The organism is Streptomyces sp. NPDC050509, from assembly GCF_044457965.1.
Taxonomy (GTDB): Bacteria; Actinomycetota; Actinomycetes; order Streptomycetales; family Streptomycetaceae; genus Streptomyces.
Genome location: NZ_JBITHL010000003.1, coordinates 248,876 through 270,706, shown reverse-complemented (window position 1 = coordinate 270,706; position 21,831 = coordinate 248,876). Strand labels below are relative to the sequence as shown.

The 21,831-nt window shown below is 69.4% G+C and carries 24 protein-coding genes; 16 read left to right on the top strand and 8 right to left on the bottom strand.

All coding sequences use genetic code 11. The features are described 5' to 3' along the window. Positions 1 to 103 precede the first annotated feature (103 nt). From fusA to ACIBJC_RS10310, 5 genes are all read right to left on the bottom strand, one after another. Positions 104 to 2,230, bottom strand: a complete 2,127-nt coding sequence (gene fusA, locus ACIBJC_RS10330) for an elongation factor G (RefSeq protein WP_399290260.1) — start codon at positions 2,228 to 2,230, stop codon at positions 104 to 106. A 38-nt stretch (positions 2,231 to 2,268) separates the two neighbouring features. Continuing rightward, on the bottom strand, positions 2,269 to 2,739 hold the full coding sequence (rpsG, locus tag ACIBJC_RS10325; protein WP_384919609.1) for a 30S ribosomal protein S7: 471 nt from the start codon (positions 2,737 to 2,739) through the stop codon (positions 2,269 to 2,271). A gap of 2 nt (positions 2,740 to 2,741) precedes the next feature. Further along, complete coding sequence (rpsL, locus tag ACIBJC_RS10320) at positions 2,742 to 3,113, bottom strand: 30S ribosomal protein S12 (protein ID WP_003948652.1); 372 nt, start codon at positions 3,111 to 3,113, stop codon at positions 2,742 to 2,744. Between the two features lie 300 nt (positions 3,114 to 3,413). After that, a complete protein-coding gene (locus ACIBJC_RS10315; protein WP_399290258.1) occupies positions 3,414 to 4,010 on the bottom strand; it encodes a hypothetical protein in 597 nt (198 codons plus the stop codon). A gap of 524 nt (positions 4,011 to 4,534) precedes the next feature. Beyond that, positions 4,535 to 4,993, bottom strand: coding sequence for a helix-turn-helix domain-containing protein (locus ACIBJC_RS10310; protein WP_399290256.1), 459 nt, complete (start codon positions 4,991 to 4,993; stop codon positions 4,535 to 4,537). Between the two features lie 391 nt (positions 4,994 to 5,384). Here ACIBJC_RS10310 and ACIBJC_RS10305 point away from each other — a divergent pair, with 391 nt between their 5' ends. After that, positions 5,385 to 6,224: a hypothetical protein gene (locus tag ACIBJC_RS10305; protein WP_399290254.1), complete on the top strand. Its 840-nt coding sequence runs from the start codon at positions 5,385 to 5,387 to the stop codon at positions 6,222 to 6,224. Continuing rightward, positions 6,221 to 6,448, top strand: coding sequence for a hypothetical protein (locus ACIBJC_RS10300; RefSeq protein ID WP_399290252.1), 228 nt, complete (start codon positions 6,221 to 6,223; stop codon positions 6,446 to 6,448). Before ACIBJC_RS10305 ends, ACIBJC_RS10300 begins: the two co-directional genes overlap by 4 nt. A gap of 134 nt (positions 6,449 to 6,582) precedes the next feature. On the opposite strand, the gene ACIBJC_RS10295 is transcribed toward ACIBJC_RS10300, so the two are convergent. After that, a complete protein-coding gene (locus ACIBJC_RS10295; protein WP_399290250.1) occupies positions 6,583 to 6,909 on the bottom strand; it encodes a hypothetical protein in 327 nt (108 codons plus the stop codon). A 268-nt stretch (positions 6,910 to 7,177) separates the two neighbouring features. Here ACIBJC_RS10295 and ACIBJC_RS10290 point away from each other — a divergent pair, with 268 nt between their 5' ends. The 5 genes from ACIBJC_RS10290 to ACIBJC_RS10270 all read left to right on the top strand — a co-directional run bounded on the left by ACIBJC_RS10290 (position 7,178) and on the right by ACIBJC_RS10270 (position 10,394). Beyond that, positions 7,178 to 7,585: a hypothetical protein gene (locus ACIBJC_RS10290; protein ID WP_384919593.1), complete on the top strand. Its 408-nt coding sequence runs from the start codon at positions 7,178 to 7,180 to the stop codon at positions 7,583 to 7,585. 147 nt (positions 7,586 to 7,732) lie between these two features. Then, entirely contained in the window at positions 7,733 to 8,320 is a 588-nt protein-coding gene (locus ACIBJC_RS10285) for a phage tail protein (protein WP_329828570.1), read from the top strand. Positions 8,321 to 8,403: 83 nt separating this feature from the next. Beyond that, the gene (locus ACIBJC_RS10280; RefSeq protein ID WP_399290247.1) at positions 8,404 to 8,697 is read left to right on the top strand and encodes a hypothetical protein; all 294 of its coding nucleotides are present in this window, start codon (positions 8,404 to 8,406) and stop codon (positions 8,695 to 8,697) included. Between the two features lie 65 nt (positions 8,698 to 8,762). Further along, entirely contained in the window at positions 8,763 to 9,101 is a 339-nt protein-coding gene (locus ACIBJC_RS10275) for a hypothetical protein (protein ID WP_399290245.1), read from the top strand. 558 nt (positions 9,102 to 9,659) lie between these two features. Next, positions 9,660 to 10,394 carry a hypothetical protein gene (locus ACIBJC_RS10270; RefSeq protein WP_399290243.1) on the top strand — a complete coding sequence of 245 codons (735 nt, stop codon included), beginning with the start codon at positions 9,660 to 9,662 and terminating at the stop codon, positions 10,392 to 10,394. A 59-nt stretch (positions 10,395 to 10,453) separates the two neighbouring features. Here the strand turns inward: ACIBJC_RS10270 and ACIBJC_RS10265 are convergent, their stop codons facing one another. After that, positions 10,454 to 10,855, bottom strand: coding sequence for a DUF3592 domain-containing protein (locus ACIBJC_RS10265; protein WP_399290241.1), 402 nt, complete (start codon positions 10,853 to 10,855; stop codon positions 10,454 to 10,456). A gap of 537 nt (positions 10,856 to 11,392) precedes the next feature. Further along, complete coding sequence (locus tag ACIBJC_RS10260; RefSeq protein WP_399290239.1) at positions 11,393 to 12,094, bottom strand: hypothetical protein; 702 nt, start codon at positions 12,092 to 12,094, stop codon at positions 11,393 to 11,395. Between the two features lie 267 nt (positions 12,095 to 12,361). Here ACIBJC_RS10260 and ACIBJC_RS10255 point away from each other — a divergent pair, with 267 nt between their 5' ends. The 9 genes from ACIBJC_RS10255 (at position 12,362) to ACIBJC_RS10215 (ending at position 21,786) form a co-directional block, all read left to right on the top strand. Further along, entirely contained in the window at positions 12,362 to 13,558 is a 1,197-nt protein-coding gene (locus ACIBJC_RS10255) for a phage tail protein (protein WP_399290237.1), read from the top strand. Next, complete coding sequence (locus ACIBJC_RS10250; RefSeq protein ID WP_399290235.1) at positions 13,555 to 14,850, top strand: tape-measure protein; 1,296 nt, start codon at positions 13,555 to 13,557, stop codon at positions 14,848 to 14,850. Before ACIBJC_RS10255 ends, ACIBJC_RS10250 begins: the two co-directional genes overlap by 4 nt. Positions 14,851 to 14,936: 86 nt before the next feature. Then, a complete protein-coding gene (locus ACIBJC_RS10245) occupies positions 14,937 to 15,863 on the top strand; it encodes a phage distal tail protein (protein ID WP_399290233.1) in 927 nt (308 codons plus the stop codon). A 72-nt stretch (positions 15,864 to 15,935) separates the two neighbouring features. Next, positions 15,936 to 17,069: a hypothetical protein gene (locus ACIBJC_RS10240; RefSeq protein WP_399290231.1), complete on the top strand. Its 1,134-nt coding sequence runs from the start codon at positions 15,936 to 15,938 to the stop codon at positions 17,067 to 17,069. A gap of 11 nt (positions 17,070 to 17,080) precedes the next feature. Then, positions 17,081 to 18,199, top strand: coding sequence for a hypothetical protein (locus ACIBJC_RS10235; protein ID WP_399291156.1), 1,119 nt, complete (start codon positions 17,081 to 17,083; stop codon positions 18,197 to 18,199). A gap of 4 nt (positions 18,200 to 18,203) precedes the next feature. Next, on the top strand, positions 18,204 to 18,917 hold the full coding sequence (locus ACIBJC_RS10230) for a hypothetical protein (RefSeq protein ID WP_399290229.1): 714 nt from the start codon (positions 18,204 to 18,206) through the stop codon (positions 18,915 to 18,917). Between the two features lie 98 nt (positions 18,918 to 19,015). Continuing rightward, the gene (locus ACIBJC_RS10225) at positions 19,016 to 20,473 is read left to right on the top strand and encodes a phage tail protein (RefSeq protein WP_399290227.1); all 1,458 of its coding nucleotides are present in this window, start codon (positions 19,016 to 19,018) and stop codon (positions 20,471 to 20,473) included. A 107-nt stretch (positions 20,474 to 20,580) separates the two neighbouring features. Continuing rightward, complete coding sequence (locus tag ACIBJC_RS10220; protein WP_399290225.1) at positions 20,581 to 21,510, top strand: peptidoglycan-binding protein; 930 nt, start codon at positions 20,581 to 20,583, stop codon at positions 21,508 to 21,510. A gap of 12 nt (positions 21,511 to 21,522) precedes the next feature. Beyond that, on the top strand, positions 21,523 to 21,786 hold the full coding sequence (locus ACIBJC_RS10215; protein ID WP_329828552.1) for a hypothetical protein: 264 nt from the start codon (positions 21,523 to 21,525) through the stop codon (positions 21,784 to 21,786). The last annotated feature ends 45 nt before the right edge of the window (positions 21,787 to 21,831 follow it).

The following is a 21,831-nucleotide window of genomic DNA, read 5'->3' as shown; positions in this document are numbered from 1 at the left end:
CTTTGCTGGGATACCGGGGCCCGGAACCTCCCCGCCGCATGTGAGTGCGGCGGGGAACCCCAGGGCTTGCCGGTGACAAGCCTAAAGCGTGGACTCGGTCGAGTTACTCGCCCTTGGCCTTCGCGATGATCTCCTCGGCGACGTTCCGGGGAACCTCGGCGTAGGAGTCGAACTGCATCGAGTAGCTTGCGCGACCCGAGGTCTTGCTGCGGAGGTCTCCGACGTAGCCGAACATCTCCGAAAGCGGCACCAGACCCTTGATGACCTTGGCGTTCGCCCGGTCCTCCATGGACTGGATCTGCCCACGGCGGGAGTTGATGTCGCCGATCACATCGCCCATGTAGTCCTCGGGCGTGGTGACCTCGACGGACATCATCGGCTCAAGGAGTACGGGAGACGCCTTGCGGGCGGCTTCCTTGAACGCCTGCGAACCGGCGATCTTGAAGGCCAGCTCGGAGGAGTCGACCTCGTGGTAGCCACCGTCGAGCAGCGTGAGGCGCACGCCGGTCATCTCGTAACCGGCCAGGATGCCGAACTGCATGGCCTCCTGCGCACCCGCGTCCACCGAAGGGATGTACTCCTTCGGGATACGCCCACCGGTGACCTTGTTCACGAACTCGTACGGGACGTCGCCGTCCGTAATGGGTTCGACCATGATCTGCACCTTGGCGAACTGCCCGGTGCCACCGGTCTGCTTCTTGTGCGTGTAGTCCACGCGCTCGACGGTCTTGCGGATCGTCTCACGGTAGGCGACCTGCGGCTTGCCGACGTTCGCCTCGACGCGGAACTCGCGCCGCATGCGGTCGACCAGCACCTCAAGGTGGAGCTCGCCCATACCGCCGATGACGGTCTGGCCGGTCTCCTCGTTGCTGTGCACCTGGAAGGAGGGGTCCTCCTCCGCGAGCCGCTGGATGGCCACACCCAGCTTCTCCTGGTCACCCTTGGACTTGGGCTCGATCGCGACCTCGATCACCGGCGCCGGGAAGTCCATGGACTCCAGGATCACCGGGTTCTTGTCGTCGCACAGCGTCTCACCGGTGGTGGTCTGCTTCAGGCCCATGACGGCGACGATGTCGCCGGCGCCCACCGACTCGATCTCCTCACGCTTGTTCGCGTGCATACGGTAGATCTTGCCGATGCGCTCCTTGCGGCCCTTCACCGAGTTCAGCACCGCGGTGCCGGACTCCAGCTTGCCGGAGTACACCCGGACGAAGGTGAGCTTGCCGAGGTGCGGGTCGCTCATGATCTTGAACGCCAGCGCCGACAGCGGCTCGTCCACGGAGGGCCTGCGCGCGACGACCTTCTCCGGGTCCTTCACGTCGTGGCCCTCGATGGCCTCGACGTCCAGGGGGGTCGGGAGGTAGCGCACGACCGCGTCGAGCAGGGGCTGAACGCCCTTGTTCTTGAACGCGGTGCCACAGAAGACCGGGGTGATGGTGGTGCCGTCGGACTTGCCGGAGGCGATGGTGATACGACGGATCGCCGCGTAGAGCTGGTCCACGGTGGGCTCGACGCCCTCCAGGTACAGCTCCATCAGCTCGTCGTCGTTCTCCGAGACGACCTCGAGCAGCTTGCCGCGCCACTCCTCGGCCGCCTCGGTGTGCGTCGCGGGGATGTCGACGATGTCGTACATCTCGCCCTTGGCGGCCTCGGCGGACCAGACAAAGGCCTTCATCGTCACGAGGTCGACGACGCCCTTGAAGTCCATCTCGGCACCGATCGGAAGCTGCATCACGATCGGAACCGCGCCGAGGCGGTCCTCGATCATGTCGACGCAGCGGTGGAACTCCGCGCCGGTCCGGTCGAGCTTGTTGACGAAGCAGATGCGGGGCACGCCGTAACGGTCGGCCTGGCGCCATACGGTCTCGGACTGCGGCTCCACACCGGCGACACCGTCGAACACGGTGACGGCACCGTCGAGGACGCGGAGCGAACGCTCCACCTCGACCGTGAAGTCCACGTGACCCGGGGTGTCGATGATGTTGATGGTGTGGTCGACGTCGTCGAGCGGCCAGTGACAGGTCGTCGCGGCGGACGTGATGGTGATGCCGCGCTCCTGCTCCTGCTCCATCCAGTCCATCGTGGCAGCGCCGTCGTGGACCTCACCGATCTTGTAGCTCACACCGGTGTAGAACAGGATGCGCTCGGTGGTCGTCGTCTTGCCCGCGTCGATGTGGGCCATGATCCCAATGTTGCGGACCTTGGCCAGGTCAAGCGAAGTGGTGGCCATAAGGCTCAATCTTCTCTCGGTCTCGATGGGGGGAGCGACTACCAGCGGTAGTGCGCGAAGGCCTTGTTGGACTCGGCCATCTTGTGCGTGTCCTCACGCTTCTTGACCGAGGCGCCGAGACCGTTGGAGGCGTCGAGCAGCTCGTTCATGAGGCGTTCGGTCATCGTCTTCTCGCGACGGGCGCGGGAGTAACCCACGACCCAGCGCAGGGCGAGGGTGCCGGCGCGGCCGGGCTTGACCTCGATCGGCACCTGGTAGGTGGCGCCACCGACACGGCGGGACTTGACCTCAAGCGTGGGCTTGACGTTCTCCAGCGCGCGCTTCAGCGTGATGACCGGGTCGTTGCCGGTCTTCTCGCGGAGGCCTTCCATCGCGCCGTAGACGATCCGCTCGGCGGTGGAACGCTTGCCGTTGAGCAGAAGCTTGTTGATCAGTGACGTGACAAGAGGAGAACCATAGACCGGGTCGATGATGACCGGGCGCTTCGTGGCGGGGCCCTTACGAGGCATTCTTACTTCTCCTTCTTGGCGCCGTAGCGGCTGCGGGCCTGCTTGCGGTTCTTGACACCCTGGGTGTCGAGGGAACCGCGGATGATCTTGTAACGAACACCCGGCAGGTCCTTCACACGGCCACCACGCACGAGCACGATCGAGTGCTCCTGCAGGTTGTGTCCCTCACCCGGAATGTAGGCCGTGACCTCGATGCCGGAGGTCAGACGCACACGCGCGACCTTCCGGAGGGCCGAGTTCGGCTTCTTCGGGGTGGTCGTGAAGACACGCGTGCAGACGCCGCGACGCTGAGGGGATCCCTCAAGAGCGGGCGTCTTGTTCTTCTCGACCTTGTCCTGCCGGCCCTTCCGGACCAGCTGCTGGATCGTAGGCACTACTTCTCCGGTTTCTGTGTGCCGTTAGTGGAACTAACCTGGAACACCACCGACCCACGCGGTCGGGTGTGTCGAATACTGCAAAGCCCTCGCCGAAAGCGAGGAAGGCGCAGATTGCGGTGGCCCGTACTCGAACTCCTCGTGCGGCTGAGGACACGCACAGGAGCCCAGGCACACCCCAGGCACAAGGTCTGAGCGTACCTACCTCATCGACTCCGGTCAAAACAAATGCCCACGCAGGGGATACGCACGGGACGCGCACGGGACGCGCGGAGGACGGCCCTCACGACCTGGCCCGATTCAGTTGTCCGGACGGGCCGGGGACGGACCCTCGGGATCGCGCTCCCGGGGCTGCTCCCGCGCCTGCTCCCGGGAGCGCGGCGACTCACCGGCCGGACCGCGCCGCACCCGCTTCCCCAGGCTACGGGGAGAACCGAGGCGGGGGATCGTGGGCACCCGCGAGCTGGGGTTCTTGGGTACGAGACCGGCGGTGGCGGAGCGGGAGACATCGGCGCCGGGCGGCGGCTCGGGGGCGGACTGCGGTTCGGGGGCGGACCCGGCGGACGGCGGTTCGGAGGCGGACCCGGCGGACGGCTCCGGCGGGACGTCGTCCCGGGGCGAACGCTTGGGCGAGGGCTTGGCCGGGGGCTTGGGCGGGGGCGGCTCCGCGTTCCCCCGGTGGACCAGCCGCAGCCGCGGCGGCCCCGGCCGCGCACCGGCCCGCTCCCGCTCCGACTCGTACGCGGCCACGGCGTCGCGCCAGCCGTCCGCGTACGCCTTGATCTCCCGCTCCCCCAGTTCGTCGCGCGTCACCAGCAGGAGATCTTCCGGCCGATGGTGCTCCAGATGGTCGTGGAGCCGGGCCAGCAGGCCCGGAAGATCGAGCGGCGGGTCCACCGGCTCCGGGGAATCCGGCGGCTCGGGCGAAGGCGAGGATTCCGGCGGCTCAGGAGAATCCGGCGGGGACGGCGGCAGCGGCTCATGCGACGGGGACGCCTGCGCCGATGGGGACGCCTGCGGTGGCTGGGAAGCGTCGGACGATGCCGGAGGCGTGGACGCCGACGGAATGGAGGGTGCCGGCGGCATGGAAGGTGCCGGCGGCGAGGAGGGCGACGGTGGATTCGGCGGACTCGGCGGCTTCACGCGGTCGGCGTTGCCGCGCACCCGCCTGCCGGCACGCCGCTGCCGGGTCCTTTCCTCCCCCTCGGCCACGCACCGTCCCTCTTTCGCGTCGCGCGTCAGCCGCCTCCGTCGGTCGCGTCGGCCACATCGGCCGCGACCATCCGCGCGCCCTGGGGGATCGACCTCCGCGTCCGTGCAGCGCAGCCCAAATCACCCTACTACCCGACCACGGCCGGGAGGGAGGGCGGATCGGGACGCTCCGGGCCCCGGCGCGGCGCCCGCCCGGCACGGGCCCGCGGTCACTCCGAGGCGAGCGGTGTGCGCTCCGTGCCGCGGGCAGCCGGGGGCGGCAGGAACTGCCCGGCGATCCTGATGAACATCTCGCGCTGCTCCTCCGGTACGCCGAGCCCGATCGCGGCCTCCTCGATGGTGAGCCGGCGCACCTCGTACGGGCCGGATCCCGCCCCTTCCGCACGCTGCTGCGGATCCGGCAGGGGCAGATCGCTCTCGGTCAGCCGACCGGAACGGATCAGCATGTCCCGTACCGGAACACCGAGCACACGGGCGAGCCGCCGGGTCGTCTCCAGGTCCGGCATGCTCTGGCGGTGCAGAAGTCTGGTGACGGCCGCCCGGTGCACTCCGGCCTCGTCGGCCAGTCGGGACTTGCCTCCGCCACGCGGACTGTCGATGTCGAAGCCGCGACGGCGGATCAGCTCTTCGACCCAGGCGGCGAACTGATCAAGGTCACTGGTGGTCATGGGTGGGGCGCCTCCCTCCGAAGCCGAACCAGCGTATCGCGCTTGCGCGCACGGAATTATGCGCGAGTAAGACACCAAGTGTGCGGATTCAGCAAAGACCCCTCCCCTTCAATCCCAGCCACCCCTTACCCACCTCCCGGCCCACTCCCGGCTCATTCCCGGCCCGACGGCGGGAACTCACACCCAAAGATGATTGCGTGCGAGCGCGCAACGTGTCAGGGTCGGTATCGCGACACGGAGTGACCGTGAGGTCACCGCCCTGCCGCGGGACTCGGATCCGCCTGTCCGGATCCGTACCCGTCCGCCCGGATCCATCCGCCCGGCCGTGTCCACCCGGCCCTGTTCCGCCCGGGCCTGCCGCCCGGCCCCGTCCTGCCCTGGGAGAGCGCCCATGTCCGTCACCAGCCGCACCACCAGCCACCACGACACCCCCCGCCCCAGCCCCGGCCACCACACCGGGACCGAGACCCACGCCGGGAACCACGCCGACGCCCACCCGGGCAGGGCCGCGGCGGACGCCGCGGCCCTCTGGCTGGATTTACTGAACCGCCAGTTCCCGGAGCTGCTGACCGAACTGGTCCCCGGCCCCGGCACCACCACGGCCGGTGACCGCCCGCACCGCACCCCGGACCGGCTCGCCGCGGACTCCGCACGCGTCCGCGCCGAGCGAAGAGACGCCCTGCTCGTCGAGCAGCGCCACGGTCTCGCCGTCCCCGGCCACTCCACCGCCCCGCTGCGGCTGCACATCTCGGACGCGATCCGCGACATCACCGACGGTGTCGTCGAGCTGGAGGAGGCCGTCCACGACAAACTGGCCCTCGGCCGCCCGCGCCGCGCGACGGTGCCCGAGCGGCTGGAACGGCTGGCCCGGCTGCTGGACCGTATCGCCGCCCATCGGGTACTCGCGGCACACGTACGGGACGAGACCCGCCGCATGGCCCGGCGCTGCGGACGCGCGCTCGGCGATACGGAACCGATGGCGCGGGTCGGGGGCCGCTGCCCCTGGTGCGACTCGGTGTCCCTGCGCGCCTTCCCGTCCCGGGGAGCGGTGCTGTGCGTCAACCCGGCCTGCCGGTGCGACGCCGGGGAGTGCGACTGCCGTACGGATCCGGCCTACCGGCACCTCTGGGAGCGGGACGCCTGGGCGCGGCTCGCCGCCTCGACGGGCGGTGACGCGCGGGAGATGGCCGAGGCGGTGTCGGAGAACCCGGCGGACGGGACCCCGCGGTGAACGCCTCCACCGCCTCCACGAACTCCCTGATCACGACCCCCCTGATCACGGGCACGCTGGCGGCCGGCGAGGTCGAGGTGGCCCCGGCGACCATCCGCAAGTGGGTCCAGCTCGGCCATCTCACCCCGGCCGGGAGCCGGGGCCGCGCCCTGCTCTACCGGCTGGAAGACGTGTTCGCCGCGGAACGCGTGGCGCACGGACGACACCCCTCACCGACCGGCTGACCCCGGATCCCCATACGCGCCCCCCTCCCGCCCCTTCCCTCTCCCCCGAGCCGGCCGCCCCCATCACCTCACCTCGCCACCACAGTGCGAGGGGGGGGAGGGCGGCCGGCCCTTTCGCGTGGCCGGGTCCCGGGTCAGAACACCCGGGGCCCGTACGGCTCTTCAGGGCCCTCCGCGGGGGCGGGTTCCGCGGTTTCCGCAGGTTCCGCGGTTTCCGTACGGGCCGCGGGCACCCCCGTACTACCGACGAGAGCGACGGCCTCCTGCCAGCCGCCGGTGAATCCGCGTACCTCCGCCTCGACGGCGATACGGGCGCCGACCTTCACCGCCACCGCCGTGAGCGTCCGGGCCATCTCACCGCTGTAGGTACCGGATTCACCCGCCTCGGCCGCCACCTCCACGACCACGGCGACGATCTCACTCAGCCGCTCCTGCGCATCGCTCTCGTGCTCCCCGCTCATGTCACCGCCACCCTCTCGAATGCATGTTCGATACGCAGCGTATCGCCCGCACGCCCTGAGTGACCACCGGGAACCCGATCGATTCCGGACCGTCACTAATTGCGCGCCCACGCGCACTAGTTGCGCTCTCGCTCGACATCGATCACAATGGGTGCAGCGGCGGAGCTGTGCCCACCTCCCTCCGGGGTGCAGCTCCGCCGCTGGCGTTCCCGGGGCCTGTGGCTCCGACCGCGGACCCGACCCCTACGAACAGGAGTGATATGCCGTCATGAGCACTCCCCCGAGTACGTTTCCCGACGTGGAGGCCATCGTCGTGGAGCTTCTCTCCGACCGGCCCGAACTGGCCGACGCCACGGTGGACGAGACCCCGCCGCCCGGCTTCGACGGCACCCAGAAGGCCGTGATCGTCTCGCGCCGGGGCGGCGCCTGGATCGACGATCTCCACCTGGACCTGCCGCTGATCGAACTGGAGTGCTACGGGCCGGACAAGCCCACGGCACATCTGCTGGCCAACGCGGCCCGGGCCGAACTCCTCAAGGCGCGCGGCACCCGGTACGGCCCCACGACGATCACCGATGTCGTGGAGGCGGACGGACCGCGCTGGCTGCCCGAATACCTCTATCCCGCGGCGAACCGCTACCTCTGCGTCATGCGGTTCTCGATGCGTACGGACTGATCCCGGGCCTCCCGGGGCCCTTCCGGCCGCGCACACCCCACAGACAAGGCCCTGCCGACCCGGCGGGGCCTTTGCCGTACCCACGGCAGCACCACCCATCCCGGCACACGCATCACCTCACACGAACACCTCATCCAAGGAGCCCTCATGGCATCTGCGAACGACTCCTCCCAGATCCGTATCGCCGGCACCGGCCGCCTCTTCGTCGCCGCGGCGGGCGCGAGCGCGCCGGCCAACTTCGCGACCGACTGGGACCCCCAGGTGTGGAAGGACCTGGGCTACACCTCCACCGACGGCGTCACCTTCGCCAAGAAGGACAAGCTGGACCCGGTCGAGACCTGGCAGTCCGTCAGCCCGGCCCGCTTCATCTACGCGGACCGCGACCTGACGCTGAAGTTCTCGATGCTCCAGTTCAACGAGGCGACGCTGCCGTTCTTCATGGGCGGCGACGCCGTCGAGCCGGTGGCCAGCGCGGAGGGCGTCTTCTCGTACGCCATCCCGGACGGCCCGCAGTTCGACGAGCGGGCCCTCGGCCTGGAGTTCACCGACGGTACGGACGTGACGTACCGCTTCGTCATCCCGCGCGGCCAGGTCACCGCGTCGGACGACATCAAGCTGGCCCGCAAGGCCGCCGCGCTGCTCGGCGTCACCTTCACCGCGCTCGCCGCGAAGGAGGGCGAGCCGCTGGCCACCTTCCTGATGAAGGACCCGGCGTACGCGTCGCCGGTGGCCTAAGAGCTCAGGGGCGGGGCCTGACCGGCCCCGCCCCGTCCCACACCCCCCTTCCCACCCCGCCCCCTCATCGACAGGAGACACACATGGCGACTTCCTTCAACGTCAACGCGGCGCGGGCCCAGCGCCTCGAAGCGCTCGGCCGCACCTGGTCGTTCGAACTGGACGACGACACCTTCGAACTCCCCACCGAACTGAGCCGCACCACCGCCAAGGCCCTGCGCGGCCTGGACGACAACGACGTGGACGGCCTGCTGGGACTCCTGCTGGGCGAACAGCAGTTCACCCGCTTTGTCCGGCACGACATCACCGTCCAGGACATCGCCGCGATCCTGGAGGCGTACGGCAAGGAGACCGGGCTCGGCCTGGGGGAAGGCTGAGCCTCGTCGCGTTCGTAGAAGAACACGCCGAGGCCCTCGAAGCCGACCTCCTCCGGCACTACGGCGTGGACCTGCTCGACTGGCACCGCGGTCGGCTCACCAGCCGCCGGCTCGCGGTGCTGGTCAAGCACATGCCACGCGACAGCGCCCTCACCCACGAACTCCACGGCGAGGAAGCCGAATGGTCGGTCACCGACCACCTCCTCGCCGCCGCGGTCGACCACCTGGCCGCCGCCAACTGGATGTTCGCCACGGTCAACACCGACGAATCAGCCGACGCCCCGGACCCCCCACTCCCGGTCCCCCGCCCGGGCGACCCCGCCCCGGCCGACGCCACAACGAACCCACCACCGCCGGAACCGGACCCTCCGACCCACGCCGACCTGACCCGCTTCTTCCACTGACCCCGGCCCGCGCCCAGCACCCTCACCTCAGGCCGGCCTCTCCCCTCAAGGACGCGGCCTTCAGAAGGCGAAACGAAACACAGCCGCCGCCACCAGCATTACCCCCAAGAGGTACTGGAAGAAGACCCCTGTGTACCGCGAGTCCCGCGAGTCCAGATAATGCACACTCTCTGCTCGTTGCAGATCCTCAGGGTCAAATATGATCTGCAGATACTGCCCGACCCTGGGCGGCGGCTTCGGCGCCCGCACCTGGGTACGGATTTCTGTACCAGGCCAGGGCACATACAAGCAGTTGACACGAATAACCCTGTTGCCTCCCTGGTACAGGCGTTCTTCACACAGCGCAGTCGCCTCCACACCTCTTGCCCGAAGAGTCCTCTTCTTGAGTTGCAAGGGGATTTCAAGCAGCGCTACAACCCCCACGGGAATAGCGAACACAAGTATCGGGATCCAGAATTCCGAAATATCTGGACTTGACTGCATAAACAACCCCCCAGGCTCAATGCCAAGTATTAGTCACACAGCATACACAGAAGCACCTCATCCTGGAGGCGTCAGATGCCCGAGGAGTACGTAACAAAGAGCGACTTGGAAGTCCGCCTCGCACAGAAGGACGTAGCCAACGCCACGGAGGTCTACGTCACACCCTCCGAGGCATCCGAGGCTATCAAGGACGCGATTGAAGGCTACGACAAGGAGAAAAAGAATGAGGAGGAGGAGTTCAAATGGTTCTCGGACTGGAAGCACTGGAATGCAATAGAACTCAATACGATCAAGAGTGAATTCACCGCCCTGAAGGCAGAGTTCGTCCCGCTCAATGCTTCCCTTCCCTCGTTCTTCAGCCTTGAAGAATTGATCAAGAATAGACTCAACCTCGAATATGATGAACGGGGCCTTTTGCAGCGTCGGGCCCGATCAAACGCGGACGACCCGCCCGCGACCGGCGGAACCGGCGAACCGGCCGCAAGGGCCACTCCGCCCCCCGCGTCTCCCGCACCCCCCACGAACGATCCGCCCCCGCCGGGGAGAGCACAACGGGGCACCACCACCACACCCTCTCCCGCACCCGCACCCGCTCAGGGTCGAAGCGAGCCCACCACTCGAAGCAGCAACACCCGGACCGCCGGCACGCGAACACCAGGCCCGACAACCGCGCAGTTGCGGCAGCAGGGAGACCAGGCTCGTCGGACCCGTGAGGCGATGCACCGCGTGGCTGCCGCGGCGCGCCCCGCCGCTGATGGGGTGCGCCGCGTCACCGACGAGGTGAACCGCCTGGATCGCAGCATCGGTTGACGCACAGTCCATCATCCGCCCGCATGAAAAAAGGGCACACGGTGGTGAGTACCGATAGGTCAAAAAGTGAGGAAAAACCCCACTGAAGGCGCCAAGAACAGCACGACACCTATAGAGAATATGAGCGTGTCGTAGCCGACCCGATTGACCGCTTCGAATGCGAGCATCGCATGGTTAGGATTTTGGGGATCATGCAGAATTTCCACAGAGTGCCCTACTTCCACCGGAGCAACCGTATACTTGGAGGATTTAACGGAGGCCCTCTCCCCGCCTTCCGTCGAATATTCGCAGATAACCCCGATATACCCACCGGCCGGCCAGTAGTGATTCACGCATTCGCCCTTGACGCGCCGCCCCGACTGTTCCAGCCTTCGCCCTTTGCGCAAAGCGTATAGATTGACAAAGACCACCACAAGAGGCGCCACGGCGAACATAGCCAGCATGAACCTGATGACATTCACAGGTACTCCCACAGTCGATGGCGGAGAGACTGGCCGTCGCCTCTGCTTTCACGGAATCCGGAGGGGCCCTTCCGGGGAAGAACCCCGAGCCCCACCAGCCTGGCCGGCTTCTTCAGCCGTGGCGGATAACCCCGTACAGCGCCACCAGCACTCCGACGATCGCAAAGAAGGCAATGACCGGGAGAGTGGGAAGGCGAGGCGCCCGGTCCACGAGAAACATCCGATGCGGATACTTCGGGTCGTACACGACTTCGACTCGATGCCCGACCCGGATTCCCAAGGATTTCCCTCTTACGGACCCTTCCGCGACCTTCCCATTACGAACAACCGGCCCCATGCTGTAGACCGTTTCACCGAAATCACCTGGCCGAGACCCTTCGCATGTGACGAAGGACCGCTCACGGCGCCTGAGTCCGCGCAGGTCGGAAACAAGTAGAGCCATTGCGAAGCAGAAGAAGCCTAAACCGCTGAAAAGAACCCAGTAAAGCATTACGTCCCCCTGGACGACGAAGAGTGCGCACCACCGCGGGAGCATCGTCACCCCGCGATGAGGTGAATAAAAATCCTGCCCGCCACGCAGCTCGCTATCACTGCCATGCAGGATTCAAGCATAAAAAGGCGCCAGAATGCCCTCTCTGCCGAGGTTTCTGGATAGAGAACACCCCCCTCCGCACGCTCCGGCGCGATTCCCCTCTCTCGCACAACCCGCTTGCGTTTTCCCTTCTGGCTCGGAAGGTCTTCCAAGACCCAGAAAAGGCTTCGCAGCTTCTCCATGATGCTTCCCGAATGCCCTGTCAGGAAGCCGTGGACAAGAAATATAAAAACTCCGAGAGAGAGGAGACCGAAGACGGAAACCGTAATCGACCAGGAGACACTTTCAGACCGGATGAGACCCATCCCGAAGGCTACTGCGGACCCTCCGGAACCGTACAGGAAAGAAGTTCCGTCAAAAGCGATCAGTGGGCCCTGCCAGCCTTCTCTCTTACTGAGCTTTCCAGAGAGAAATATACCGGCGATGAAGGCAGCAGGCCCCAGAGCCAAGTACCCCTGACCCTGCTGGCAGGCGGGACCGAACCGGTATCCGCAGTTTCCGTGAGTCGCCATCACCTTGAGGAGCTCCAAGGTGACCGTGACGCCCCAATAGGTGGCAAAAACCGAGCATATAGATAAAAAATGCCTCATGGGCGTATCGCCCCGAGGCTTCTCCGGCTTGGCGGGTAACCCCGCAGCTCCACTCATGCGCCGGACGGTATCAGAAGGGCAGGAATCCCACCATGCCCATTAAGGGATATCAAATCGGCCGACCGAGTCGTGGTCCGACGGCTGCCGACACTCGCCTCTCGACTCAAACGCAGAAGGAATCCGACAAGGGAAAACCTTCCTCCCCCGAAGAGAAGAAGAAAGGCGATTTCGAACGGCCGAACAGAAAGCGGAGCACGAGTCGTGGAGCGGCGACAAGCCGCCACGAACGCTTTCCGCAGCAACCACGAAGAAGAGGGGAAACATATGTCGCTGGTGCAATCCCTCGGCAGAGCGTCCACCACGCTCAAGGGCTTCAAGGACAGGGCTCAGGAGGCCGGCCGCGCCGCCGACGGGCTCCGGCAGAAGGCCACGTCCGGCGAGGCCGGGCTCAAGAAGCTTCAGGGGGGTGCCCAGTCCTCAGCCCGTGAGCTGAGCACCCTGAAGACCAGGGCCGACAGTGCCGCCAAGTCGCTCACCAAGGCCGGGCAGGCCGGGCAGAAGGGCGGGACGCAGGTCGGGAAGTTCAAGTCCGGGGCCGACAAGGCGTCCAAGGGGATGAACGGGCTGAACAAGTCGATGAAGGGCAACCTCATCGGCGTGCTGCTCGGGCTGCTCGCACCGTTGATCGAGAAGGTGGTCGAGACGGCCGCCCGCTCGAAGACCATGCAGAAGGTCATGAAGACGGCCTTCGACGCGATCAAGAAGGTCATCAGCGCGGTCATGAAGGCGATCGGCCCGATCATGAAGAAGGCCGGCTCGCTGATCAAGTCGGTCTGGAACGGGATCAAGTCGGCGGTCTCCACCGTCGTCAAGGCCGTCGGCACGGTCATCAGGACGTACTTCAACGCCTGGAAAAAGGTCATCACCACGGCGATGAACGCTGTCAAGAGCGTGATCTCCAGCGTCTGGAACGGCGTCAAGAAGATCATCTCCCCGGTCGTCTCCTGGATCAGGAACGTCGTCCCGCAGGCGTTCAGCGCCGTCAAGAGCAAGCTCTCCAGCATCTGGGGCGGCCTCAAGGGGATCGCCTCCCGGGCCTTCAACTCCGTGAAGAGCGCGGTGAAGTCGCCGCTCAACGGGGTGATCGACCTCATCAACACGGCCATCAGGAAGCTCAACGGCATCAAGGTCTCGATCCCCGGCTGGGTCCCCGGTGTCGGCGGCAAGACCTTCGGGGTGAACCTGCCGACCATTCCGCGGCTGGCCGAGGGCGGCATCGTCACCCCCCGGCGCGGCGGTGTGGCCGCGCTGGTCGCGGAGGCCGGGGAGGCCGAGGCCGTGCTGCCGCTGTCCAAGCTCGACCGGCTGCTGCGGCACACCGCCCGGCAGGGCCGGGCCCAGGCGTTCGGGGCCGGGGCCGCGGGCGGCGGGCTGCTCATCGAGAACTACCACGAGGCGGCCGGCAGCGACCTCCGGGAGACCGCGATGGCGCTGATGTTCCTGTCCAAGGCGCGCGGATGAGCGCCGCGGCGGTCGGCCTCGGCGCGGGGGCCGGCCGGGATCCGCTCGCCGGTGTCGGCCCCGCCCTCGCCTCCTTCCGTAACCAGCTCGGCCAGGGCGGGCGGGCACTCCAGTCGCTGCGGCAGAACGTTCAGCGGTCCGCCACCGCGGCCGGCCGGATCAGGTCCGGTGCCGAGAGCGCCACCAGCGGGCTCCGGCAGGTCAAGGGGCGTGCCGAGACCGCCGGGCAGGCGCTCACCCGGGTCGGCAGGTCGGCCGGGAGCGCCGGCACCCAGGTGCGTACCGGCGGCGGCAGGGCCCGGGGCGTCGCGGGGGCGCTGTCGCCCCTGGCCACCGGCAGCGGGCTGTTCGGCGGGCTGGCGGGGAAGCTCGGTTCCGGCGCGGGCACCGTCTCCAAGATCATGGGGCCGCTCGCGGCGGGGCTCACCGTCGCCACCGGGGCCATGACCGCCGTCAACGTCGCCCTGCGCGCCAACCCGCTGGGCTTCGTCATCGGCCTGATCACCCCGATCGCGGCCTATCTGATCGATCTGGCCGTCAACTCCCAGACCGGTCAGCGGATCATGAAGCAGGTCTTCGACCAGGCGCTGAAGGTGATCCAGGGGATCTGGGCCTTTCTGGGCCCTGTCGTGAAGCTGTACGCGAAGACCGTCTCCGCCGCCTTCAGCACCGTACGCAAGGTCATCGGCGGGGTGTTGAAGGTGCTCGGCCCCGCGCTGTCCCAGGGCTTCAACCGTGCCCGCAGCGCCGTCTCCACCGCGACCCGCGCCCTCACCGGGCTGATCCGTTCGGCGTGGAACGGCCTGAAATCCGGCGTCCGGCCGGTGCTGAACTGGATCACCCGGGACATCCCGCGCGGCTTCCAGCGGGTGAAGGACGCCCTGTCCCGGGCCCTGAACGGCATGGGCGGCTTTGTCACCAGCGCCATGCAGGCCCTGCTCTCCGTCATCAAGGGCCCTCTCAACGGCCTGATCTCGTTCGCCAACTGGGTCATCGACGGCCTCAACAAGCTCAGCTTCTCCGTTCTCGGCAAGAAGTTCGGGGTCAGTCTCCCGAAGATCCCCCAGCTCGCCGAAGGCGGTGTCGTCCTGCCCTCGGGCGGCGGCCCGCACTCCGGCGCCGTACTCCCGCTGTCCGCGCTCGACCGGCTGCGGCCCGCCGAGCCGGGACACGGGCCGTCCACCGGCCCCCCGGCGCACCGCACCGTCCTGCCCTGCTACCACGAGCCCGAGGGGCGCAGCGCGCTGGTCATCGCCGGGGACCTGCTGTTCCTGAACCGGACCGCCGCGTGAGTGCCCACCCCGGCGCCCCAGCCCCGCGCCATCGCTCGCACCACACCCGCCCGCTACGGCTCCCCTACGAAATGAGGTGACGGCCCATGGCCGAGACCACAACCGGATACCAGGAAGATCCTTCCCCCGGCTCACTGATCACCCGCGACGGGCAGATCCAGTGGGCCGGACTGCTTCTCGGTCCCGGTACCCCGTTCGAGATCGATCGCGCCGGCCTCAGTGGCTGGGACGATCTGCCCGGCATCGACGTCGGTGATGTGCCCCGCCCCGACCAGCACGGTTCCTGGCCCGGCTCGCGCTGGGCGCAGCCCCGGCTGGTCGACGCGACCGTCTGGCTGCTGCCCGCGTCCCGGGCGGGCGCCCGTGCCACCCTCGGCGAGTTCCGGTCCGGCACCGGGCTGGACGGCGCCGAACGGTGGCTCGCGGTCCGGCTGCACGGGGAGACGCTGGCGGTACGGGCCCGGATCAGCCGGCGTGTCGTACCGCAGGACCGTTCCTTCCTGTTGAACGGCACGTCGAGGACCAGCCTTCAGTGGACCGCCACCGATCCGCGCCGCTTCGGCACGGACGAACAGGGGGCACGGACCGGTCTGCCCTCCGCCGAGCCCGGTGTCGACTGGCCGGACGGCGGGCTGGACTGGCCGCTGGACTGGGGTACGGCCGGTTCGAACGGCTCCCTCACCGCAGTCAACTCCGGGGATACGGCGGCCCATCCGCTGATCGAGTTCCGCGGGCCCGTGCAGCGTCCCTCGCTGACCAGGCTGTCCGACGGGCGCCGGCTCCAGTACGACATCACGCTCGCCGCCGACGACGTCCTGACCGTGGACACCTGGACCGGGACGGTGGTCCTCAACGGCACCGCCTCGCGTCTCTACACGGCCACCGCGGCCTCGGCCCCCGAGCAGTTGTTCCTCCTGGAGCCCGGTGAGACCTCGCTGGCCTTCCGCTCCGAGGACGCCGCGCCGGACCCGGCGGCGCAGGCGACCGTGCGCTGGCGCCACTCCCACTGGTGACACGCGCCCCCGTACGCCCCCGTACGCCCCGCGCAGCTCGCCCCACCCCACCCAACCCGCAGAGGAGACCTCATGCCCATCCGTTCCGCATGGCTGCTCAACCGCTCCGCCGATGGCACCGCCACCGGCCAGTCCCGTACCGACACCCGGCTCGCGCCCCTCGGCGCCATGACCCCGTCCGGCCAGCTCACCACCCGCGGCGGCGTGCTCCCCGGCTCGCCGGACGGCAGGTACGTCCTGTCCGGGCTGTACGTGTACGGGGAGTCGGCCGGGATGACCGCGACCGTCGCCTCGGGCCGTGCCGTCGTGCACAGCAGCGAGGCGGCCGGTTCCTACCCCGTCGCGGTCACCGAGTACACCCCGCTCCTCCTCGCCGACGGCGACCCGGCCAACCCCCGGCTCGACCTCGTGGTGCTGCGGGTGTACGACGAGACGCAGGACGCCGGGGGACGTACGGAGGCCGCGCTGGAGGTCGTCCAGGGCACCCCGGCGCCCACCCCCGCCGCCCCGGCGATCCCGGCCGCCTCCCTGGCGCTGGCCACCGTCCGGGTGCCGGCGGGCGCCTCGGCGGGCAGCGGCGGGATCGACTGGTCCTCTGCCGTCTCCGATCTGCGCCGTACCACGGTGGCGGTCGGCGGCATCCTGCCGGAGGAGTGGGCCCGCGCCATCCCGGGCGCCTATCCGGGCCAGTACCGGGACATCGGTGAGGGCGGTCTCCAGCGCTGGGACGGTACGGCCTGGCAGCCGTACCCGCCGCTGCCGCGCTGGCGGGACTGGACGCCGGTCTGGACGACGTCCACCGGTCTGGCGTCACCGTCCTTCGGCAACGCGGCGCTGCGGTGCCGTTACGTGCAGATGGGCACCGTGGTGCACGGGTCGTTCGACATCGCCTTCGGCACGACCACCCGCTTCGGAAGCGGCGACTCCGGCGACAACTGGCGCTTCAGTCTGCCGGTGACCGCCGCCGCTGCCACCCAGGCCGCGGGCTCCGCCGGTCTCGTGGGGGCGAGCAACAAGGACCGGTACGCGGCCCGGGTCCGTATCACCAGCACGAGGACCCTGGAGCTGGAACTGGCCTCCGGCTCGCCGGGCACCGTGCCGTTGCCGTTCGGCGGCATCGTGGACGCGATCACCCCGTGGCCCTGGGCCGGCACCATGCGGATCTCCGGCACCTTCACCTACGAGGCGGCGGAGGCGGCCCTGTGACGCCGACGCCGATGCCCTCGGGGGCGCTCAGGACCCCCGGCACCGCCGTCTACCGCGCCCTGTTCTGCGATCTGCGCACCGACCAGGTGCTCGACGTGCTCCCGCTCACCGACGCGAAGTTCGACGACTTCATCGGGAAGGCCGGTTCCCTCACCGCGACGATCCCGCTGCCCGACGCCGCCCTCGCCGAACGGACGCGGGCCGCGCTGGTGCCCGGCCGTACGGCGGTCTGGCTGGAGCGGAACGGGGACATCTGGTGGGGCGGGGTGCTGTGGACCAGTACCCCGCAGATGGACGAACAGGGCCGGCTGACCGTCCAGTTCCAGGCCGGCACCTTCGACTCGTACCTCGATCACCGGATCCTCTCCGCCGACCTGGTCGGCGCGGGCACCGAGCAGTTCGACATCGTCCGGCTGCTGATCGACCACGTGCAGGAGCAGCCGGGCGGGGACATCGGGATCCGGTACGGGACCGAGGCGTCCGGGATACGGCGGGACTTCGCGTACGCCTACAGCGGGCTGGCCCGGGTCAGGGAACTGCTCGACAAGCTCTGCCAGTTCGACGACGGGTTCGAGTGGCGGATCCACTGCTACCGGGACGCGGACGGAAAACGCGTCAAACACCTGCAACTCGGCCATCCGGTGATCACCACCGGTCGTACGGAGATCGTCCTCGATCATCCGGGGCCGGTGCACACCTACAGCCTGCCGTCGGACTCGACCGTGCAGGCCAACGTGTGGGTGGCGCGCGGTGAGTCGAGCAACAGCGACCAGTCGCAGGAGTCCGAGCCGCTGACCGTGAGCGTGGTCAGCGACGAGGACATCGCGGGCGGCTGGCCCCGGCTGGAACAGACCTCGGACCACACCTCGGTGAACGACGCGGCCGCTCTCGGCTCCCTCGCCCGCGCCGAGCTGTCCCGTCACCGCGTCCCGGAGACGATCCCGGAGCTGACGGTGTGGATGGACGGCCGGATCACGCCCGCGCTGATGGGCGCCAGGATCCGGCTGCGCGTCCACGACCTGTGGCACCCCGGCGGCTCGGACACCCGGTTCCGGGTCGTCGGGCTCGCGGTCAATCCGCCGCAGCGGGCCAAGCCCGAGACGGCCACGCTCTACCTGGAAGGGGTGTGACACCGTGGCGATCATCCCCCTCGACCTGCTGGACCGGATCCGGACGCTGGAGCGGCAGGTACGCGACCTGATGGGCAGCGCCAACACCCGCCCGGCGATGAACCAGATCATGGGCGGCGACGTCGTCATCGGCGACGGCGGCCGACTGCGGGTGCGCACCGGTCAGGGCGACGACCTGCTCTACCTGGGCCGGGTCCAGCCCGAACGCGCCGACGGTTCCCCACAACAGGGGCTGATGGTACGGAGGGACGACGGCTCCCTCGCCCTGACCGTCTGGACCGGCACCCCCGACACGCTGCCCGTCCAGCCGGTCCAGATCCTCGACCGCAAGGGCAATGTGGTCGTCGCCGACGACTCCGTGGGACACGGGCTGGCCAGGCCCTATGTGCCCTACCCGCTGCCGCAGCCGGTCGCCGCCGACCGGTGGGAGTCCACCGGCGCGACCGACTGGACGACGCTGTACCGGGGTACGGGCATCGCCCAGCACGCGCGCCTGTACTGCCGGATCGCCGCCGAGAGCGCCGGGCGGGCCGAGCTGCGGCTGATGGCCGACGGCGTCCAGGTGGGGCCGGCAGGTGACGCGCGCGGCCTGGAGTTCACGGCGGTCCTGGACGTGGCGTACGACGCGACCGTCACCTTCGAGGTGCAGGCGCGGGTCCTCGCGGCGGGCGACACCGTGCGCTGCCGGCCCCTCGCCCTGTACGGCGTGCAGTCCTGACGTACGGCCGCGCGTGACGGGCCGTACGGCCCCGCGTCCCGACCGTACGGCTCCCCCGTGCGCGCCCCGACCCATCCCCCTCCCAAGGAGGTACCCGAGTGCTGCCCGAATCCATTCCCACGGTGACCGTCACCGCGCGCTATCTGACGCCGGACGGCCACCCCATGACCGGCCAGGTCGAGTTCCGGCCGCCGGCCCTCCTCACCCACGCCGAGGCCGACCTCTTCCTCGGCGGGCCGACGCGGGCGACGCTGGACGGCGAGGGCGCGATCAGGGTGGTGCTGCCCGCCACCGACGGCCCCGGCTGGAACCCCGAAGAGTGGACGTACACCGTCACCGAGAAGCTGGGCGCCCTGGCCCGGCCGCGCACGTACCGGATCGTGCTCGCCACCGGCCAGGAGAGCGTCGACCTCGCCGATCTCGCCCCGGTGGACCCGGCCACCCCCACCTATGTGGCGGTACGGGGGCCGGCCGGGCCCGCCGGGGCACCGGGCCCGGCCGGCCCCGCGGGCGAACCCGGAGCCGTACATTCCGTCAACGGGCACGGCGAGCCCGACATCACCCTCACCGCCGCCGATGTGGCCGCGGTACCGGCCGCGTCGGCCGGCGCCCGGGGCGGCGTGGCCACCCTGGGCGCGGACGGGCTGGTGCCGCCCGGCCAGCTCCCCGCCGCGTCCGGCGGAGCGGTCGCCTCGGTCAACGGCAGGTCCGGCGCGGTCGTCCTCACCGCCGCCGACGTCGGCGCCCTGGACGCGCCCGCCGCCGACCTGCGCTACCTGCGGCTCGGCGGCGCGCCGGTCACCTCCGTCAACGAACGTACGGGGACGGTCGTGCTCGGCGCGGGCGACGTGGGCGCCGTCGCGGCCGGCGCAGCGGTGCTGCTGGACGGGAACCAGACGGTCCAGGGCACCAAGACCTTCGCGGCCCCGCCCGCCACCACCGCCAATCCGGCCACCGCCGACCAGTTGGTCCGGCGCGGCTACCTCGACACGGTCGCCGGGTCGGGCACCTGGTCACCGGCCGCGATGGGCTTCTCCGGCTGGGCGTTCGACCCGGCGGCGGCCTCCGGCAGCACCGTCCAGTACTGCATCAACGGCTGGGTGTACCTGATCGGCATCCCGCTGCACGCGGCCACCACCGTACGGAACGTGGTCTTCTACGTGCCCGGTTACGCGGGGACCGGCCTCAGCGCCAGCTCGTTCGCCGGGCTGTACACGGCGGCCGGGGCCCGCGTCGGCCTGACCGCTCCCCTGACCACCCCGATCAAGGCCACCGAGGGTCAGACCGTCGTCTGCCCGCTGACCAGCGCGTACAACGCCGCCGCGGGTTCCTACTGGGTGGCCCTCCTGGTCAACGGGCCGAACCCCAGCAACAGCGGTCCCGCCTTCATGCGGGGCTCCAGCATGGGGCAGACCCCTGGTGGGAGCGCCCGGATGCCGGGGTCGTTCATCCGCCACGGCCGGATGAACGTCACCGGCCAGACCTCGCTGCCGGCCTCCTTCACCCCCTCGACCGTGGTCGCCGACTCCAACGCCATCTGGGCCGCCCTGTCCTGACCGCCCGCCCCGCGTGTGCCCCGTACCGGATCCGTACCGGCCCCTGATCGGCCCCTTCCGGTACGGGGCACACGCGCCCGGCCGTCCACCACCCGAAAGGAAGCCTCATGGCCACCCCGCTCACCGCCGACCAGATGGTCACCGCCCTGCGCGCGGAGGGCGTCGCCGTCATCGAACACCCCGGCTGGCGCACCCACCACCGCAACCACAAGGGCGCCTGGGGACCCCTGAACGGCGTGATGATCCACCACACCGTCACCACTGGCACCACCAGCTCCGTCGCCCTCTGCTACCGCGGCTACGCCGCCCTGCCGGGACCGCTCTGCCACGGCGTCATCGCCAAGGACGGCACCGTCCACCTGATCGGCAACGGCCGCGCCAACCACGCGGGCGGTGGCGATCCGGCCGTACTCCGGCGGGTGGTCGAGGAGGACTACGGGGAGCGCCCGCCCGCGCCCCGCCACCACGAGGGGAGCGCCGGCGCCGCCGACGGCAACGCGCACTTCTACGGCTTCGAGTGCGTCAACCTCGGCGACGGGAAGGACCCCTGGCCCACGGCCCAGCTCACCGCGATCGAACGGGTCTCCGCCGCGATCTGCCGCGCCCACGGCTGGAGCGCGAAGAGCGTGATCGGGCATACGGAGTGGTCCGACCAGAAGGTCGACCCGCGCGGATTCACCATGGCCTCCCTGCGTACCCGGATCGCCACCCGGCTCGGCGCGGCGCCCGTCCCCCCGGCACCCGTACCGCCGACGCCGTCAACGCCGTCGAAACCCGCCACCCCGCGCCACCAGCCGTTCCCCGGCGCCGCGTTCTTCACCGAGCGCCGCAGCTCGCCCGTGATCACCGCGATGGGCCACCGGCTCGTCGCCGAGGGCTGCTCCGCCTACACGGTGGGCCCGGGACCGCGGTGGACCGAGGCCGACCGGCGCTCGTACGCCGCCTGGCAGCGCAAGCTCGGCTTCCGCGGCGCCGACGCGGACGGCAGGCCGGGACAGACCTCGTGGACCGCGCTGAAGGTCCCGTACACCGACTGAAGGAGGGTGCCCATGACCGACACCGAAGCGAACAGCCCGGTCACCGTCGCCGTCGAACTGGAGCGGCTGCGCGGCACGCTGGAGGCGGGGTTCGCCCGCACCGACGGCTCGCTGGCGCTCCTCGTCCAGCGCAGTGACCAGACCGACCGGCAGCTCGCCGACCACGAGGCGCGGCTGGACTCCCTGGAGCGCGCCCGCTGGCCGCTCGCGAATATCGCCGCGCTGACGGCCACCTGCGGACTCGCCGTGGCCGCCTGGGAGCTGGCCGTACGGTAGCCGCGCGGCCCGCGAAAACGCCGGAGGGCGGCCACCCCGTACGGG